This is a genomic window from Kitasatospora sp. NPDC004615 (assembly GCF_042873545.1).
In the GTDB taxonomy this organism is placed as follows: Bacteria; Actinomycetota; Actinomycetes; order Streptomycetales; family Streptomycetaceae; genus Kitasatospora.
Genome location: NZ_JBIALQ010000008.1, coordinates 109,999 through 124,899, shown reverse-complemented (window position 1 = coordinate 124,899; position 14,901 = coordinate 109,999). Strand labels below are relative to the sequence as shown.

Genomic DNA, 14,901 nt, shown 5'->3' with positions numbered 1-14,901 from the left:
CGCTGAACGTTCAGGACCTGCCGTACGTACCCCCGGGCGAACCGGTCGAACCCGGGGCCCGGCAATCCGGCGGCCCGGCCGACCGCACCCCTCCCGGACGGGAGCAAGCCAATGACCACCACCGGCCGAACGGCCCCCAGCGGCCGCCGCGTCACCATGCTCGCCGCCGGTGCCCTGGCCGCTGCCGCACTGATCGCCGGCTGCGGCAGCAGCGGCGGCGGAAGCTCTTCCTCGACCATGAGCTCCGGCAGTCAGACCCAGGCCACGACGCTGATGACCGAGCACAACGGCACCCTCGGCACCCTGGTCACCGACGGGCAGGGGTTCACCCTGTACCGCTTCGACCAGGACACCAACAACCCGTCGGCCACGCACTGCACCGGCGACTGCGCCACCCTCTGGCCGCCCGAACTCACCACCGGCAGCGGCGCGCCCGCCCTCAAGGGCATCGACGCCAAGCTGGTCTCCACCGTCACCCGCCCCGACGGCACTCATCAAGTCACCCTGAACGGCTGGCCGTTGTACCGCTACACCCCCGACACCAAGCCAGGCCAGACCAACGGCCAGGGCGTCGGCGGCACCTGGTGGGCGACCACCCCGACCGGCGACAAGGCGATGCCGATGGCCGGCTCGGGGCCGAGCATGCCGTCCGGCGGCGGGTACTGAACGGGCACCGGAATGGTGGCCGGAGCCGAGGGAGTGCGGCGCGGGCGCCCGCGCCGCACCCCTGGCACGGTTATCGACACCGGCCGGGCCGGACTTGAGAACCCCGGCCCGCCGCGCGCCCCGCACCGGCAGCCGCGCGCCCCGCACCCGCCGTCCCGGATCGACCCGCGGCCGCACCCGCGCGAGGATGGCGCCGTGGCCGAGCACCCCCGCACCACCGGTCACGACGGCGCCGCGACCGGCCGGACCCGTCCCACCGGTCCCGCCGCCGAGGACCGGCTGATGCGTGTCCTGTACCGCGAGCACGCGCGCCCGCTGTACGGGATGGTGCTGCACCTGGTCGGCGGCGACCGCCAGCGCGCCGAGGACGTCGTCCAGGAGACCCTGGTCCGCGCCTGGCGGCACCTGGACCGGCTCGACACCGACCACCGCAGCCTGCGGCCCTGGCTGGCCACCGTCGCCCGGCGGATCGTCATCGACGGCCGGCGCGGCCAGAGCGCCCGGCCCCGCGAAGTCCCCGACGGCGAGCTGGAACGGATCCCCGCCGAGGACGAACTCGACCGCGTGCTGCGGCTGATGACACTCACCGACGCGCTCGACTCGCTGTCCGAGGCGCACCGCGGCGCGATCACCGAGACGTATCTGCGCGGACGCACCGCCACCGAGGCCGCCGCCGTCCTGGGCGTCCCGCCCGGCACCGTCCGGTCCCGGCTCTACTACGCTCTGCGAGCCCTCCGGCTCGCCCTGGAGGAACGGGGAGTGACACCATGACCACCCCCGGCGCCCATGAGTACCCCGATCCGCACCAGGACCTCGCCGCCCATCTGCTCGGTGTGCTCGAACCCGAGCAGGAGGCCCGGTTCGCCGCCCACCTCGCGCACTGCCCGCGCTGCACCGCCGAGGCCGCCCGGCTCGGCCCCGTCACCGAGCTGCTGGCCGAACTCGCGCCCGCCGCGAGCCCGGAGCCGGTGGCCGTGGTCGCGGAGCCGGACGAGCCGCCGCCCGAGCTGCTGAACCGGCTGGCCGGGCAGGTGGTGGCCGAGCGGCGGCGCGCCCGGGTGCGGCGGCTGGTGCTGGCCGCGGTGGCGGCGATCCTCGCGCTGGGCGGCCCCGCGGTCACCTGGGCGCTCACCGAAGGGCCTCAAGTCGCCGTCGCGGCCCAGCAGTTCAGCGCCACCGACGCGAACTCCGGGGTGTCCGCCACGGTCGGCGTCGACCCGGCCGCCTGGGGCAGCCGGGTCACCCTCGACCTCGGCCACCTGTCGGGCCCGCAGAGTTGCAGCCTGATCGCCGTCGGCACGGACGGATCCCACCAGACCGTGACCAGCTGGACCGTCCCCGCCACCGAATACGGCGGCCACACCCGACTGCGCACCGGCGGCGGCACCGGGCTGGCCCCGTCGGCGATCGCCCGCTTCGAGGTGCACTCCGGCACGGCCGTCCTGGTCACCGTCCCCGTGCACCCCGCGCTGCCCGCCCAGCGGTGAGCACCCGGGCGCGGCACACTGGTTGATGAGGAGGCCACGCGGGCCCGGGAGCCGCCCGCCGCGGGGCGCGTGGACGGCCGAGATGCACCCGATCCCCCTGCTCTGCCCGCGCTGCGGACAGCCCCAGCAGGTCATCCACATCGACGACCCGCACCACCCGATCCGGGTGGTGCACACGGAGACCGGCCGCGAGGACTGCGAACCGGCCTCCGAGGAGCCCACCACGGCGAACCAGCCGGAAAGCTGAACACCCTGTACCCACCCGGGAGGTGGCGGCCATGAGGACGCTGGTCGGATGGCACATCGAGATGGAGTTCGAGGAGGACGGCAACCGCACCAAGGCTGCCGCGATGGTCCGCCTCGCCGACGGAACGGAGGTCCGCGCACACGGCTACTCCACCCGTCACCACGCCGACCGCCCGCAGCTGCGGGTCGGTGAGGAGGTCGCCGGGGCCCGCGCCCTGAACGACCTCGCCATGCAGCTGCTCACCAAGGCCCACGAGGAAGTCAGACAGCCCAACTGACCTGACCGGCCCCGTCAGATCCCGGTCAGTGGCACGGCCGGGTCCGCCAGCCGCTCCGGGTCCACACCGCGCCCGGAGCGGACCAGTTCGCGGATCGGGTCGGTCACGTCCCACACGTTGACGTTCATGCCGGCCAGCACCCTGCCGCCGGACAGCCAGAACGCGATGAACTCCCGCCCGGCGACGTCGCCGCGGAACACCACCCGGTCGTAGCCGCCGGGCTCCGCGTACCCCGTGTACTCCATGCCCAGGTCGTACTGGTCGGTGAAGAAGTACGGCACCCGGTCGTACACGGCGTCCTTGCCGAGCATCGCGGCCGCGGCGACGGTCGGCTGGTTCAGCGCGTTCGCCCAGTGCTCGACCCGGATCGGCTTCCCGAACAGCGGGTGGAAAGCGTTTGCCACGTCGCCCGCCGCGTAGATGTCGGGGTGCGAGGTCGCCAGGTGCTGGTCGGTGCGGACGCCGTTGTCGACGGTCAGCCCGGCGTGCTCGGCGAGCGCCGTGTTCGGGCTGATGCCGACGCCGACCAGCAGCACATCGGCGGGCACCGTGCTGCCGTCGCCCAGCCGGACGCCGTCCGCCCGTAGCTCCGCCACCTTGACGCCGAACCGCAGGTCCACGCCGTGCGCGCGGTGCAGGTCGGCGAAGACCTGCGCGACCTCCCGGCCGAGGACGCGCAGCAGCGGCAGCTCGGCCGCCTCCAGCACCGTGACCTCCGCCCCCGCGGTGCGGGCTGCGGCCGCCGCCTCCAGGCCGATCCAGCCCGCGCCGACGATCACCACCCGGGCGCCGGGCTTGAACGCCGCTTTCAGCCGCTCGCTGTCGCCGACCCGCCGCAGGGTCTGCACGAAGTCCCCGTCGCCGCCCGGCACGGGCAGCGTGCGCGGCGAGGAGCCGGTGGCCAGCAGCAGCTTCGAGTACGGCAGGCGGTCGCCGCCCTCGACGGTGACGGTGTGCGCGGCCGGGTCGATCGCCGTGGCCGCGACGCCCAGCCGCAGGGTGACGTCGTGCTGCTGGTACCAGTCGGCGGGGTGGACGTAGATCTTCTCCCGCTCCTCCTTTCCGAGCAGGTACCCCTTGGAGAGCGGCGGCCGTTCGTACGGCCGCTCGCTCTCGTCGCCGACCAGGGTGATCGGCCCCCCGTAGCCCTCCGCGCGCAGTGCCTCGGCCGCCTTCGCCCCGGCCAGGCTCGCTCCGATGATCACGATTCCGGTGTCCATGCCCAATCTCCTTCCCGCCATCCGGCTTCCCCGACCATGGCACCGCCACTCCCTTGGCAGGGGGACCCGCGCCGGGCGGGGTCGGTGCGGGGATCCGCCCGCGAGGCGGAGCGCGATCCGGCCGGGGGGTCGGCCTAGGCTGGGTCGCGGGTCCGGCCGGGCGGCCGGGGCGGCGGCGAAGGGAGCCCGAGGGATGGTGGCGGAGCGAACGGCCACGGTGCGCTGTGTGCCCGCGGTGCCGTGCTGGGCGGGCCTGACGGTCCGTGACATGGGTGCCGCGCAGCGGTTCTACGGGCCTTTGCTGGGTTGGGAGTTCGTCCCCGGCCCGGACCGCTGGGGCCCGTACGTGCGCGCCGCCGTCGACGGCGTCGAGGTCGCCGGGCTCAGCCAGTTGGACGCCGCGTGGGAGCGCCCGGTCGCCTGGACCACCTACTTCGGCATCGAGAGCGCCGACCGCGCCGCCGACGGCGTCCGCGAGCGTGGCGGCACGCTGGCCGTCGGCCCGCTGGCGTTCGACGCGGGCCGGGTGGCGCTGGCCGCCGACCCGTTCGGCGCGCCCTTCGGTATCTGGGAGGGCGAGCCCGGTGAGGACAAGATCTGGCTGACCGCCCCCGGCGCGCCCGCCTGGATCGAACTGCGCACCGTCGACCCGTTCGCCGCCGCGCTGTTCTACGGCGAGGTGTTCCGCTGGGACGGCCGCGACCCGGCCGAGTTCGAGGTCCGCTACGAGGACGAACGCGTGGTGCTGCTCTCCGAGGGCCACAGCGTGGCCGCGCTCCGGCTCGCCCACGACCTCGCCCCGCACTGGGAGGTGTTCTTCTCGGTCGCCGACACCGACGCCACCGCCCACCGCGCCACCGCCCTCGGCGGCCGCGTCCTCGACGGCCCGGCCGACTCCCCGTACGGGCGCGTCGCCCGCCTCGCCGACCCCGAGGGCGGCCGGTTCTCGATCCAGGCCGGGCCCCGCTAGTCAGGTCGCGCTGCGGTCGTGGGTGGGGGCGAACAGGCGGTGCATGGCTTCCGGCAGGTCGTCGGGGTGCGCCACGGGGTGGTGGAAGTCGAAGCGGACGTCCAGCGGGGCGGCCGGGTCGGTGGCGAGCAGGCGGACGCGGAGGCCGTGGCGGTCGAGGGCGACGGGGCGGACCTCGCGGAGGTGCTCGGGCCGGAACGGCGGGGTGCCGGGGCGGGTCAGGGCGCCGGCGCCGAGGAGGAGGAGCTGGTCGGCGTGGGCGGCGGCCAGGTGCTGGAGCAGGTGGGCCTCGTCGGCGGCGACCGGGTCGGGGGTGGCGGCGGTCAGGTCGGCGGGGTCGAGGCAGCACTCGGAGCCCCACAGGTCGTCCAGCGCCAGGTGGTCGATGTCCAGGCGCAGCAGGACGCCCTCGCCGGTGGGCGGCGTTTCTCCGGTGGACGGCGTCTCGCCGGGGGAGCGGGTGAGCAGGCCCTGGGCGTGCAGCCGGCCGCGGATGCGGTGCGGCAGGGCGACGGGGGCGACGTCCACGCACTCGAGTTCGGCGGTGAGGGGGCCGCGGGCGAGGGCGGTGATCCGGTGCAGGGCGGACTCGCGGCCGACCAGGACGGCCACCGTGCCGTCCGGCCGCAGGGTGCACCGGACCTGTGGGGGCAGGCCGGGGCGGGCGGTGAGGTCGGCGCCGCGGATGTCCAGGACGGCGGAGGAGGCGAACTCCAGCAGGGTGCGGGCGCGTTCGGCGGCCGAAGGCGAGCGGCGGGCGGGCTGGGGCAGCACGGGAAGCCTCCTAGTTGCTTAGGTGAGGCTAACCTAAGTCAACGGGAGGTTGGGCGTCCAGCCGTGGTGACTCAGTCGTCGATCGCGGAGGGCGGTGCGCCCAGCATGCGCAGCACCAACTGTCCGTAGCGGCGGCCCAGTTCCTCCGGCGACTCGCTGCTGCGCTCGCTGTACCAGCGCGAGACGTCGATGCCCAGCGAGGTGACGGCGCGGGCCGCGGTCCGCTGGTCGGGCACCTGGAAGGCGCCGTCCGCCACGCCGCGCGCGATGATCCGCAGCACCGTCTCCTCGATCCGGATGCGCAGTTCGGCGACGGCCGCGAAGTCCTCCTCGGGCAGCGCGTGCAGCTCGTGGTTGACGATCCGCCCGACCGTGTGGCCGCGGGCGTGCCAGGTGGTGAAGGACTCGGCGAGGGTGCGCATCTGGGCGACCGGGTCGGTGGCGGAGGCCTCGGCGTCCTCGACCAGGTTCAGCGTCGCCTGGTGTCCGGCGCGGGAGATCTCGGCGAGCAGGGCCGCCTTGGAGGGGTAGTGGATGTAGAGCGCGGCGGGGCTCATGCCGGCGGCGGTGGCGATGTCCCGGGTGGTGGTGGCGTGGTAGCCGCGGCGGGCGAAGGAGTCCACGGCGGCCAGCAGCAGTCGCCGCGCTGCCTCGGTGCGCTCCCCGGGCCACAGTGCGGCGGTCGCTGGGTCGTTCATGGGGCAATCCTCGCAGACGGTTCGGGCCGGTCCGGGCGGGTGGGCTGTTGACAGTGTCGCCCGCCGCCAAGATGCTAAGCAAGCGCTTAGTCAAGTCGTCGGTGCGAGGGTGGCGCCGGCGCGAGGCGGCGGAACCATCCCTGGCAGCAGATCCGAGAGGTACGGCGATGACAGTGTCGTTCAAGGGCAAGGTGGCGGTGGTCACCGGAGCGAGCCGCGGCATCGGCCTCGGCATCGCGCGCGAACTGGTGCAGCGCGGCGCCAAGGTCTGCATCACCGCCCGCACCCAGGAAACCCTGGACGAGGCGGTGCGCGAACTCGGCGGCCCCGACCACGCGTTGGCGGTGGCCGGCAAGTCCGACGACGCCGCGCACCAGGAGGAGACCGTCACCCGGGTGATGGAGACCTTCGGCCGGCTCGACCTGCTGGTCAACAACACCGGCATCAACCCGATCTACGGCCCGATCCTGGACACCGACCCGGCCGCCGCCGCGAAGATCCTCGCCGTCAACGTGCTCGCCCCGCTCGCCTGGACCCGCCGCGCGCACGCCGCCTGGATGGCCGAGAACGGCGGCGCCGTGGTCAACGTCGCCTCCATCGCGGGCATCCGCGCCTCCAACGGCATCGGCATGTACGGCGTCTCCAAGGCCGCGCTGATGCGGCTCACCATGGAACTCGCCTCCGAACTCGGCCCCGACATCCGGGTCAACGCGGTCGCCCCCGGCGTGGTCAAGACCCGCTTCGCCGAAGCCCTGTTCGAGGGCCGCGAGGAGAAGGTCGCCCGCGCCTACCCGCTCGGCCGCCTCGGCCTCCCCGAGGACGTGTCCGGCGCCGTCGCGTTCCTGCTCTCCGAGGACGCCGGCTGGATCACCGGCCAGACCCTGGTGGTGGACGGCGGCGTCACCCTCGGCGGCGGGCTGTGACCGGCGGCCAACCCCCCTTCGACGCCGGCGGGATCGGCGCCGTCGTCACCGGCGCCGGCCACGGCATCGGCGCGGCCCTCGCCCGCGCGCTGACCGAGGCCGGCGCCCGCGTCGTGGTCAACGACCTCGACCCGGACGCCGCACACGCCGTCGCCGACGAACTCGGCGCGCACGCCGCCCCCGGCGACGCCGCGAGCGCCGAGGGCGTCGCCGCGCTGATCGACGCCGCCCGCGCCCACCTCGGCGCCATCGACCTGTACTGCGCCAACGCGGGCGTCGCCACCACCGGCGGCCCCGACGCCCCGCCCGAAGCCTGGGAACAGGCCTGGCAGGTCAACGTGCTCAGCCACGTCCGAGCCGGCCAACTGCTGCTCCCCGACTGGCTGGAGCGCGGCCGCGGCCGATTCCTGGCCACCGTCTCCGCCGCCGGGCTGCTCACCATGCTCGGCTCCGCCCCGTACGCCGTCACCAAGCACGGCGCGCTCGCCTTCGCCGAGTGGCTGTCCGCGACGTACCGGCACCGCGGCGTCCAGGTGCACGCGCTGTGCCCGCAGGGCGTGCGGACCAGGATGCTGGACGGCACCGGCGAGTACGGGCAGGCGCTGCTCGCGCCCACCGCGATCGAGCCCGCCGAGGTGGCCGAGGCCGCCCTGCGGGGCATGGCGGCGGGCGAGTTCCTGATCCTGCCGCACCCCGAGGTCGCCGACTACTACGCGGCCCGCGCCACCACCCCCGACCGCTGGCTGCACGGCATGAACCGGCTCCAGCAGCAGATCGAGGACCGACAGGAGGCCCGATGAGAGCCTGGCAGATCGCCGAACTCGGCGCCCCGCTGGATGTGATGAAGCTCGCGGAGGACGCGGACCGCCCCGTCCCGGGCGAGGGGCAGCTGCTGGTCCGGGTCCGGGCCGCCGCCGTCAACTTCCCGGACGCGCTGATGGCGGCCGGTCTCTACCAGGTGCGCCCGCCGCTGCCCTACACCCCCGGGGTGGAGCTCTGCGGCGAGGTGGCCGAGGGCCCGCGCGCGGGTGAACGCCTCATCGGCACCGCCGAGTTGCCCGCCGGGGCGTTCGCCGAGTACGCGCTGATGAACGCCGCCACCGCGCTACCCGCACCCGACAGCCTGGACGACGCCGAGGCGGCCGCCCTGCTGATCGCCTACCAGACGGCGCGGTTCGCGCTGCACCGTCGGGCCCGCCTGGCTGCCGGCGAGACGCTGCTGGTGCACGCGGCGGCCGGCGGCGTCGGCAGCGCGGCCGTGCAACTCGGCAAGGCCGCCGGGGCGTTCGTCATCACCGTGGTCGGTGGAGCGGAAAAAGCTGACGCGGCAAGGAAGTTGGGTGCCGACCTGGTGATCGACCGGAAGTCCGAGGACTTCGTCGCCGCCGTCCGGACCGCCACCGCGGGCCGGGGTGCCGACGTGGTCTTCGACCCGGTCGGCGGCAGCGCCTACACGGGCTCCACCAAGTGCGTCGCCTTCGAGGGCCGGATCGTGGTGGTCGGCTTCGCCTCCGGCGAGATCCCGGCGCCGCCGCTCGGCCACGCCCTGGTGAAGAACTACTCGGTGCTGGGCCTGCATTGGGGCCTGTACGTGGCCAAGGACCCGGTGGCCGTCCGGGACTGCCACGACGCCCTGACCGCGCTCGCCGACACCGGGGTGGTCCGCCCGCTGATCTCCGACCGCGTCCCGCTGTCCGGCGCCGCCGAGGCCGTCCACCGGGTCGCCACCGGCGCCAGCACCGGCCGGATCGTCGTCCTGCCGTAACTGCCAAGAAGGGGCGGCCCGTTGGGGCCGCCCCTGCTCCGGGCTCAGCGGTACTTCTTCAGTTCCCGCCGCGCCAGCGAGCGCTTGTGGACCTCGTCCGGGCCGTCGGCCAGGCGCAAGGTGCGGTTGCCGGACCAGAGTTGGGCCAGGACGGTGTCCTGGCTGACGCCGGCCGCGCCGTGCGCCTGGACGGCCTTGTCGAGGATCCACTCGACGGTGGACGGGACGGCGATCTTGATGGCCTGGATCTCGGTGTGGGCACCCCGGTTGCCGACGGTGTCCATCAGCCAGGCGGTCTTCAGCACCAGCAGCCTGGCCTGCTCGATCCGCACCCGGGCCTCGGCGATCCAGTCCTGCACCACGCCCTGATCGGCCAGCGGACGGCCGAACGCCACCCGGGAGTTGACCCGGCGACAGGTCAGTTCCAGCGCCCTCTCGGCGATGCCGATGGCCCGCATGCAGTGGTGGATCCGGCCCGGCCCGAGCCGGGCCTGGGCGATCGCGAAGCCGGAGCCCTCCTCGCCGAGAAGGTTGGCCGCCGGGACCCGGACGTCGTCGAAGACGATCTCGGCGTGCCCGCCGTGGTCGGCGTCCTCGTAGCCGAACACCCGCATGCCGCGCAGGACTTGCACTCCCGGGGTGTCGCGCGGCACCAGGATCATCGACTGCTGGCGGTGCACCTCGGCGTCCGGGTCGGTCTTGCCCATCACGATGAGGAGTTGGCAGTTCGGGTTCATCGCCCCGGTGATGTACCACTTGCGGCCGTTGACGACGTACTCGTCGCCGTCCCGCTCGATCCGGGTGGTGATGTTGGTGGCGTCCGAGGAGGCGACGTCCGGCTCGGTCATCGCGAACGCCGAGCGGATCTCGCCGTCCAGCAGCGGGCGAAGCCAGCGTTCGCGCTGCTCGGCGGAGCCGAACTGGGCGAGCAGTTCCATGTTGCCGGTGTCGGGGGCCGCGCAGTTGACCGCGGCCGGGGCCAACAGGACGGAGCGGCCGGTGAGTTCGGCGAGCGGCGCGTACTGGAGGTTGGTCAGGCCGGCGCCGTGCTCGCCCGGCAAGCTGTGTTTGTCCACAAAGAACAGGTTCCACAGGCCGCGGGCCTTCGCGGTCGCCCGCAACTCGCCGATCACCGGCGGGATCGTCCACGGCTCGCGCTTCGGGTCCTCCAGCTGCTCGGCCAGTACCGGCTCGGCCGGGTACACGAACTCGTCCATGAACGCGCCGAGTTCACCCAGCAGGTGGACCGTCCTGGCGTCGTACGCGAAATCCATTTCCTCAGCCCTCCACCGACGTGCGTCCGAACTCCACGAACAGCGGCACCATGTCACCGACCCGGTCGAACCCGGCGCCGACCGTGCCGCCCTGGGTGAACCGGAAGTGGATGCCCTCCAGGACCACCGCCAGCTTGAACGAGGCGAAGCCCACGTACCAGCCCAGCCCGGAGACATCCCGGCCGGACAACTCGGCGTAGCGGCGCACCAGTTCGTCGGTGCCGGGGAAGCCGGGGGCGAGTGCCGCGCCGGGCAGTACGCCGTCGAAGCGGCGGGCCAGTTCGGTGTACATCACCAGGAGGCCCAGGTCGGTGAGCGGGTCGCCGATGGTGGACATCTCCCAGTCCAGTACCGCGGTGATCCGGTCGTCCGGGCCGACCAGCACGTTGTCCAGGCGGTAGTCGCCGTGCACCAGCGCGGGGGTGGGGGAGTCGGGCAGGGTGTCGGCGAGGCGCTGGTGCAGCTCGTCGATCCCCGGTACCTCGCGGCTCCGCGAGGCGTCCAACTGCTTGCCCCAGCGGCGCAGTTGGCGCTCCAGGAAACCTTCGGGGCGGCCGAATCCGGCCAGGCCGATCGCCTCTGGGTCGAGTGCGTGCAGGGCGACCAGGGTGTCCACCAGCTGTTCGCCGAGGCCGTGCACCCGCTGCTCGCCGAGCGCGGCCAGCGTCTTGGCGTCCCGGTGCGCGGTGCCCTCGACGTACTCCATCAGGTAGAACGGCGCACCGATCACCGTGTCGTCCTCGACCAGCAGCACCGGGTCCGGCACCGGCACGGCGGTCGGCGCCAGCGCGCCCAGCACGCGGTACTCGCGGGTCATGTCGTGCGCGGTGGCCAGCACGTGTCCGAGCGGGGGCCGGCGCAGCACCCAGCGGGAGACGGCGTCCTCGACCAGGTAGGTCAGGTTCGACCGGCCGCCCTCGAACCGGCGGGCCGTCAGCGGTCCGGCGGTGGGGGCGGGCAGGGCGACGTCCAGGTGGGCGCGCAGCCTCTCCAGGTCGAGTCCGGGTGGAGCGGCGGTGGTCATCGGGGGCACCTCGCAGAGAAACGTGGGCTGACTAAGCGCTTGCTTAGGATTGCCCCGGGGGCCCGAGTTGTCAACGAGCACCGCCCGCCCGGCAAAGGAATCCGGACGGGCGATGCGAGCGGCGGGGGTTCAGCGGGCCACGGCGGCGGCCACCCGTTCGCCGAGCGAGCGGTCGACATTGCGCCAGTACTGGAAAGCGCGTTCCAGCACCGGCGCGGACACGCCGTCCTGAAGGTGCCCGGCAATGTTGGCGACCAGCCGGTCCCTGGCCGCGTCGTCCATCACCTTGCGCACCAGCGTGCCTGCCTGCCCCCAGTCGTCGTCGTCCCGGTGCATCGGATACGCCTCGCGGACCATCTGCCCGGCGACGTCCCACCCCAGCGGCGCACCCCACAGCTCCGGGTCGGCGGCCGGCCCGCCGTAGGAGTTCGGCGCGTACGGACGGGCGGTGCGGGCCGCGTCGAACCGCATCGCGCCGTCCTTGGCGTACGAGTGCACCGGCACGTGCGAACGGTTCGGCGGCAGCTGCGCGTAGTTCGTGCCGATCCGGTGCCGGTGGGTGTCCGGGTAGGAGAAGATCCGGCCGAGCAGCATCTTGTCCGGCGAGACGCCGATGCCCGGGACCAGGTTGGACGGCTCGAATGCGGCCTGCTCGATGTGGACGAAGTGGTCCTCCGGGTTGCGGTTCAGGGTGAACCGGCCGACCTCGATCAGCGGATAGTCGCCGTGCGGCCACACCTTGGTCAGGTCGAACGGGTTGAACCGGTAGCTCCACGCCTCGTCGAACGGCATCACCTGGACGTGCAGCGTCCACGACGGAAAGTTGCCGCCCTCGACAGCCTCGAACAGGTCGCGCCGGTGGCAGTCGCCGTCCACGCCCGCCAGCCGGTCCGCCTCCGCCTGCGGCAGGAAATCGTTGCCCTGATCGGTCCTGAAGTGGTACTTCACCCAGAACCGCTCGCCGTCCTCGTTCACCCAGCTGTAGGCGTGCGAGGAGAACCCGTCCATGTGCCGCCAGTTCTTCGGGATGCCCCGGTCGCCCATCAGCCAGGTCACCTGGTGCGCCGACTCCGGCGACAGCGTCCAGAAATCCCACTGCATGTCGTGGTCGCGCAGGCCATTGTCGGGACGGCGCTTCTGCGAGCGGATGAAGTCCTGGAACTTCATCGGGTCGCGGACGAAGAACACCGGCGTGTTGTTGCCGACCAGATCGTAATTGCCCTGCTCGGTGTAGAACTTCAACGCGAAACCGCGCGGGTCGCGCCAGGTGTCCGGCGAACCCAGCTCGCCCGCCACCGTGGAGAACCGGGCCAGCATGTCGCAGCGCTTGCCCGGCTGGAACAGGTCCGCCCTGGTGAACCGGCTGACGTCCTGCGTCACCTCAAAGAAGCCGTACGCGCCACTGCCCTTCGCGTGCACCACCCGCTCCGGCACCCGCTCCCGGTTGAACTGGGCCATCTTCTCGACCAGATAGTGATCGTGCAGCAGGATCGGGCCGACCGGGCCCGCCGTCAGCGAATGCTCGTCGCTCTCGACCGGGACACCCGCGTTGTTCGTGGTGAACGGGACGTGCTGGGACATCGGGGCAACTCCTCCTCGGGCACCCCGCCGGGCGCCGTAGCCGCGCGGCGGCGAGGATCGTCCACCGCGACTGCCTACCACTCGAACACCGGCCCCCGCCGCCCACAACCGCAGACCAGCATCTGACGCAGCGTCAGAAACCAGGTGTGGCAAATCCGTTCAGGAACCACAGCGCCGCCGTCCACCACAGCAGCCCGATCGCACAGAACAGCGCCCCACCCGCCACCGGCAGCGCCCAGCCCGGCAGCTTCCCGTGCTGCACCAGCAGCACCTTCGCCGCGAACGCCCCGTACAGGAAGCACCCCGCCATCGAGTGCACCCCCACCCGCGCGTCCGTGAACCGCACCCCGTACGCCAGCAGACAGTGCTGCGCGATCGGCACCGACAGCACGAACGCCACCACCCCGCCCACCCGGTGCCAGAGCCGCACCCGGTCCGCCCGGACGCCGCCCCGGTACATCCACAGCGCCAGCAGCACCTGCACCAGCGCCACACCGAGCAGCGCCGTACCGAGCCGCGACTTCAGCCGCAGCGCGTCCTCGCCGGACTGCCCGAACAGGCTGCGACCCGGGTCGGGCGTGTGCGCCCGCCCGAACCACAGCAGGCCCGCCACGACCACGAGCGGCGCGAGCACCGCCAGGGCGGTCAGGGCGGTCTGCCTGGACATGGTCGGGCGCGGCACCTCAGTTGTCCTGGGTGCTGTTGTCGGTGCCGCTGCTGGTGCCGCCGTCGGTGTTCGCGCCGGGTCCTGAGCCGGTTCCTGAGCTGCTTTCTGAGCTGCTTTCTGAGCTGCTTTCCGAGCTGCTTCCCGCGCCGCTCCCTGAGCTGCTTTCTGAGCTGCTTCCCACGCCGCTTTCCGAGCTGCTTCCCGCGCTGCTTCCCACGCCGCTTTCTGAGCTGCTTCCCGCGCTGCTTTCCGAGCTGCTTCCCGAGCTGCTTCCCGCGCCGCTTCCTGAACTGCTTCCTGAACTGCTTCCCGTGCCGGTTCCGGTGTCGGTTCCTGAGCCGGTTCCCGTGTCGTCCGTTCCGGTTCCTGCACCGCTTCCCGTGCCGGTTCCGGCTCCGGAGGTGTCGGGCGGCTCCACCGCGGCGGGCGCGGACGGCTCGACGGGCACGTAGGGGTCCGCGGGGTTGGCGGGCGCCACCGTGGCGGTGGCCCCGGCGGTGGGTTCGGCGGTCGCACCCGCGGTCGCCCCGGCGGTGGGATCGGCAGTCGCCGTGGCCCCCGCGCTCGCCGTGGCCCCCGCGCTCGCCGTGGCGCCCGCGCTCGCCGTGGCGCCCGCGCTCGCCGTGGCGCCCGCGCTCGCCGTCGCCGCCCCCGATGGCACGGTCCCGGCCCCGTGCAGCGTCGAGACGTCCACGCCAACCGGGTCGCCCAGCGAGGTCACCGCGTAGAACTTGCCGCGCGGGTCCGCCACGGTGTGCCCGGTGGCCTCGCCCGGCCCGTGGTCGCCCGTGTACCGGTACAGCGGGTGGCCCTTGTACAGCACCTGCGCCGACCCGTCCGGGAGCGCCGCCGCGCCCAGCAGCCCGTCGTCCACGCCCGGGTCGGCCATCGGGAAGCCCGGCGTGGTCACCGGCGGCCAGGACTTCGCGCACTCGGCCACGCAGGTGCCGTGCACCGAGGTGTCCGCGCCGTACAGGTACAGCGTGCGGCCCTGCGCGTCCACCAGGATCGGGCCGAGGCTGCCCACGCTCGCCAGCGCCACCCGGGTGCCCGCCGAGGTCGCGAACGCCGACCCCGACGGATTCTCCTCGGCGGCAGGCGCCGGTACCGGGGACCCGGATCCGGCCGGTGGGGCACTCGGGGCGAGATCCGCCCCGCAGCCCGCGGCCGCGAGCACGGACATGGACAGCACCGCGGCGGCGGCGAGACAACGGGAACGGGGCATCACGACTCCTGGCGACGGAGCGGGGGCTGGTCTGCGGGGGCTGGTCACCATCCACCCCCGCCACCGGCCACCCGGCCACTCCAGAGCGGGCCCGGTCCGCACC

At 73.5% G+C, this 14,901-nt stretch carries 17 protein-coding genes; 9 read left to right on the top strand and 8 right to left on the bottom strand.

What is annotated here, in order from left to right; genetic code table 11:
- Positions 1–111 precede the first annotated feature (111 nt).
- The 5 genes from ACFYS8_RS26740 (at position 112) to ACFYS8_RS26720 (ending at position 2,677) form a co-directional block, all read left to right on the top strand.
- Complete coding sequence (locus tag ACFYS8_RS26740) at positions 112–666, top strand: hypothetical protein (RefSeq protein ID WP_387645323.1); 555 nt, start codon at positions 112–114, stop codon at positions 664–666.
- A 195-nt stretch (positions 667–861) separates the two neighbouring features.
- Positions 862–1,437: a sigma-70 family RNA polymerase sigma factor gene (locus ACFYS8_RS26735; RefSeq protein WP_387645320.1), complete on the top strand. Its 576-nt coding sequence runs from the start codon at positions 862–864 to the stop codon at positions 1,435–1,437.
- The gene (locus ACFYS8_RS26730; RefSeq protein WP_387645317.1) at positions 1,434–2,153 is read left to right on the top strand and encodes an anti-sigma factor family protein; all 720 of its coding nucleotides are present in this window, start codon (positions 1,434–1,436) and stop codon (positions 2,151–2,153) included. Before ACFYS8_RS26735 ends, ACFYS8_RS26730 begins: the two co-directional genes overlap by 4 nt.
- An 82-nt stretch (positions 2,154–2,235) precedes the next feature.
- A complete protein-coding gene (locus tag ACFYS8_RS26725; protein ID WP_387645315.1) occupies positions 2,236–2,400 on the top strand; it encodes a hypothetical protein in 165 nt (54 codons plus the stop codon).
- Positions 2,401–2,431: 31 nt separating this feature from the next.
- Entirely contained in the window at positions 2,432–2,677 is a 246-nt protein-coding gene (locus ACFYS8_RS26720; protein WP_380481736.1) for a DUF1876 domain-containing protein, read from the top strand.
- A gap of 14 nt (positions 2,678–2,691) precedes the next feature.
- Here the strand turns inward: ACFYS8_RS26720 and ACFYS8_RS26715 are convergent, their stop codons facing one another.
- Positions 2,692–3,897: an NAD(P)/FAD-dependent oxidoreductase gene (locus tag ACFYS8_RS26715; RefSeq protein WP_387645312.1), complete on the bottom strand. Its 1,206-nt coding sequence runs from the start codon at positions 3,895–3,897 to the stop codon at positions 2,692–2,694.
- A gap of 268 nt (positions 3,898–4,165) precedes the next feature.
- On the opposite strand from ACFYS8_RS26715, the gene ACFYS8_RS26710 reads away from it, so the two are divergent.
- Positions 4,166–4,867 (top strand): VOC family protein, encoded by a 702-nt coding sequence (locus tag ACFYS8_RS26710; protein ID WP_387645309.1) that lies wholly within the window; start codon positions 4,166–4,168, stop codon positions 4,865–4,867.
- Here ACFYS8_RS26710 and ACFYS8_RS26705 read toward each other — a convergent pair whose 3' ends face one another.
- Entirely contained in the window at positions 4,868–5,641 is a 774-nt protein-coding gene (locus ACFYS8_RS26705; RefSeq protein WP_387645306.1) for a DUF2470 domain-containing protein, read from the bottom strand.
- A 71-nt stretch (positions 5,642–5,712) separates the two neighbouring features.
- Entirely contained in the window at positions 5,713–6,339 is a 627-nt protein-coding gene (locus ACFYS8_RS26700) for a TetR/AcrR family transcriptional regulator (protein ID WP_387645304.1), read from the bottom strand.
- A gap of 167 nt (positions 6,340–6,506) precedes the next feature.
- Here ACFYS8_RS26700 and ACFYS8_RS26695 point away from each other — a divergent pair, with 167 nt between their 5' ends.
- From ACFYS8_RS26695 to ACFYS8_RS26685, 3 genes are read left to right on the top strand one after another with little or no spacing between them, the layout of a single operon-like run.
- On the top strand, positions 6,507–7,262 hold the full coding sequence (locus tag ACFYS8_RS26695) for an SDR family oxidoreductase (protein WP_387645301.1): 756 nt from the start codon (positions 6,507–6,509) through the stop codon (positions 7,260–7,262).
- Positions 7,259–8,062: an SDR family oxidoreductase gene (locus ACFYS8_RS26690; RefSeq protein WP_387645298.1), complete on the top strand. Its 804-nt coding sequence runs from the start codon at positions 7,259–7,261 to the stop codon at positions 8,060–8,062. Before ACFYS8_RS26695 ends, ACFYS8_RS26690 begins: the two co-directional genes overlap by 4 nt.
- Positions 8,059–9,027, top strand: a complete 969-nt coding sequence (locus tag ACFYS8_RS26685; RefSeq protein ID WP_387645295.1) for an NADPH:quinone oxidoreductase family protein — start codon at positions 8,059–8,061, stop codon at positions 9,025–9,027. The genes ACFYS8_RS26690 and ACFYS8_RS26685 overlap by 4 nt, the downstream gene beginning before the upstream one ends.
- Before the next feature lie 44 nt (positions 9,028–9,071).
- On the opposite strand, the gene ACFYS8_RS26680 is transcribed toward ACFYS8_RS26685, so the two are convergent.
- The 5 genes from ACFYS8_RS26680 to ACFYS8_RS26660 all read right to left on the bottom strand — a co-directional run bounded on the left by ACFYS8_RS26680 (position 9,072) and on the right by ACFYS8_RS26660 (position 14,798).
- Positions 9,072–10,301, bottom strand: a complete 1,230-nt coding sequence (locus tag ACFYS8_RS26680) for an acyl-CoA dehydrogenase family protein (RefSeq protein ID WP_387645292.1) — start codon at positions 10,299–10,301, stop codon at positions 9,072–9,074.
- A gap of 4 nt (positions 10,302–10,305) precedes the next feature.
- Positions 10,306–11,325, bottom strand: a complete 1,020-nt coding sequence (locus tag ACFYS8_RS26675) for a phosphotransferase family protein (protein WP_387645289.1) — start codon at positions 11,323–11,325, stop codon at positions 10,306–10,308.
- A 129-nt stretch (positions 11,326–11,454) separates the two neighbouring features.
- Positions 11,455–12,906, bottom strand: coding sequence for a catalase (locus tag ACFYS8_RS26670; RefSeq protein ID WP_387645287.1), 1,452 nt, complete (start codon positions 12,904–12,906; stop codon positions 11,455–11,457).
- A 133-nt stretch (positions 12,907–13,039) separates the two neighbouring features.
- On the bottom strand, positions 13,040–13,573 hold the full coding sequence (locus tag ACFYS8_RS26665; protein ID WP_387645284.1) for a DUF6529 family protein: 534 nt from the start codon (positions 13,571–13,573) through the stop codon (positions 13,040–13,042).
- A 16-nt stretch (positions 13,574–13,589) separates the two neighbouring features.
- Positions 13,590–14,798, bottom strand: coding sequence for a hypothetical protein (locus ACFYS8_RS26660; protein WP_387645281.1), 1,209 nt, complete (start codon positions 14,796–14,798; stop codon positions 13,590–13,592).
- Between the last annotated feature and the right edge of the window lie 103 nt (positions 14,799–14,901).

What these genes read in the sequence shown, in the direction of transcription:
- ACFYS8_RS26740 (WP_387645323.1), top strand. Translation starts at nt 112, where the DNA reads ATGACCACCACCGGCCGAACGGCCCCCAGCGGCCGCCGCGTCACCATG.
- ACFYS8_RS26730 (WP_387645317.1), top strand. Translation starts at nt 1,434, where the DNA reads ATGACCACCCCCGGCGCCCATGAGTACCCCGATCCGCACCAGGACCTC.
- ACFYS8_RS26725 (WP_387645315.1), top strand. Translation starts at nt 2,236, where the DNA reads ATGCACCCGATCCCCCTGCTCTGCCCGCGCTGCGGACAGCCCCAGCAG.
- ACFYS8_RS26720 (WP_380481736.1), top strand. Translation starts at nt 2,432, where the DNA reads ATGAGGACGCTGGTCGGATGGCACATCGAGATGGAGTTCGAGGAGGAC.
- ACFYS8_RS26715 (WP_387645312.1), bottom strand. Translation starts at nt 3,897, where the DNA reads ATGGACACCGGAATCGTGATCATCGGAGCGAGCCTGGCCGGGGCGAAG.
- ACFYS8_RS26710 (WP_387645309.1), top strand. Translation starts at nt 4,166, where the DNA reads ATGGGTGCCGCGCAGCGGTTCTACGGGCCTTTGCTGGGTTGGGAGTTC.
- ACFYS8_RS26700 (WP_387645304.1), bottom strand. Translation starts at nt 6,339, where the DNA reads ATGAACGACCCAGCGACCGCCGCACTGTGGCCCGGGGAGCGCACCGAG.
- ACFYS8_RS26695 (WP_387645301.1), top strand. Translation starts at nt 6,507, where the DNA reads ATGACAGTGTCGTTCAAGGGCAAGGTGGCGGTGGTCACCGGAGCGAGC.
- ACFYS8_RS26685 (WP_387645295.1), top strand. Translation starts at nt 8,059, where the DNA reads ATGAGAGCCTGGCAGATCGCCGAACTCGGCGCCCCGCTGGATGTGATG.
- ACFYS8_RS26680 (WP_387645292.1), bottom strand. Translation starts at nt 10,301, where the DNA reads ATGGATTTCGCGTACGACGCCAGGACGGTCCACCTGCTGGGTGAACTC.
- ACFYS8_RS26675 (WP_387645289.1), bottom strand. Translation starts at nt 11,325, where the DNA reads ATGACCACCGCCGCTCCACCCGGACTCGACCTGGAGAGGCTGCGCGCC.
- ACFYS8_RS26670 (WP_387645287.1), bottom strand. Translation starts at nt 12,906, where the DNA reads ATGTCCCAGCACGTCCCGTTCACCACGAACAACGCGGGTGTCCCGGTC.
- ACFYS8_RS26665 (WP_387645284.1), bottom strand. Translation starts at nt 13,573, where the DNA reads ATGTCCAGGCAGACCGCCCTGACCGCCCTGGCGGTGCTCGCGCCGCTC.
- ACFYS8_RS26660 (WP_387645281.1), bottom strand. Translation starts at nt 14,798, where the DNA reads ATGCCCCGTTCCCGTTGTCTCGCCGCCGCCGCGGTGCTGTCCATGTCC.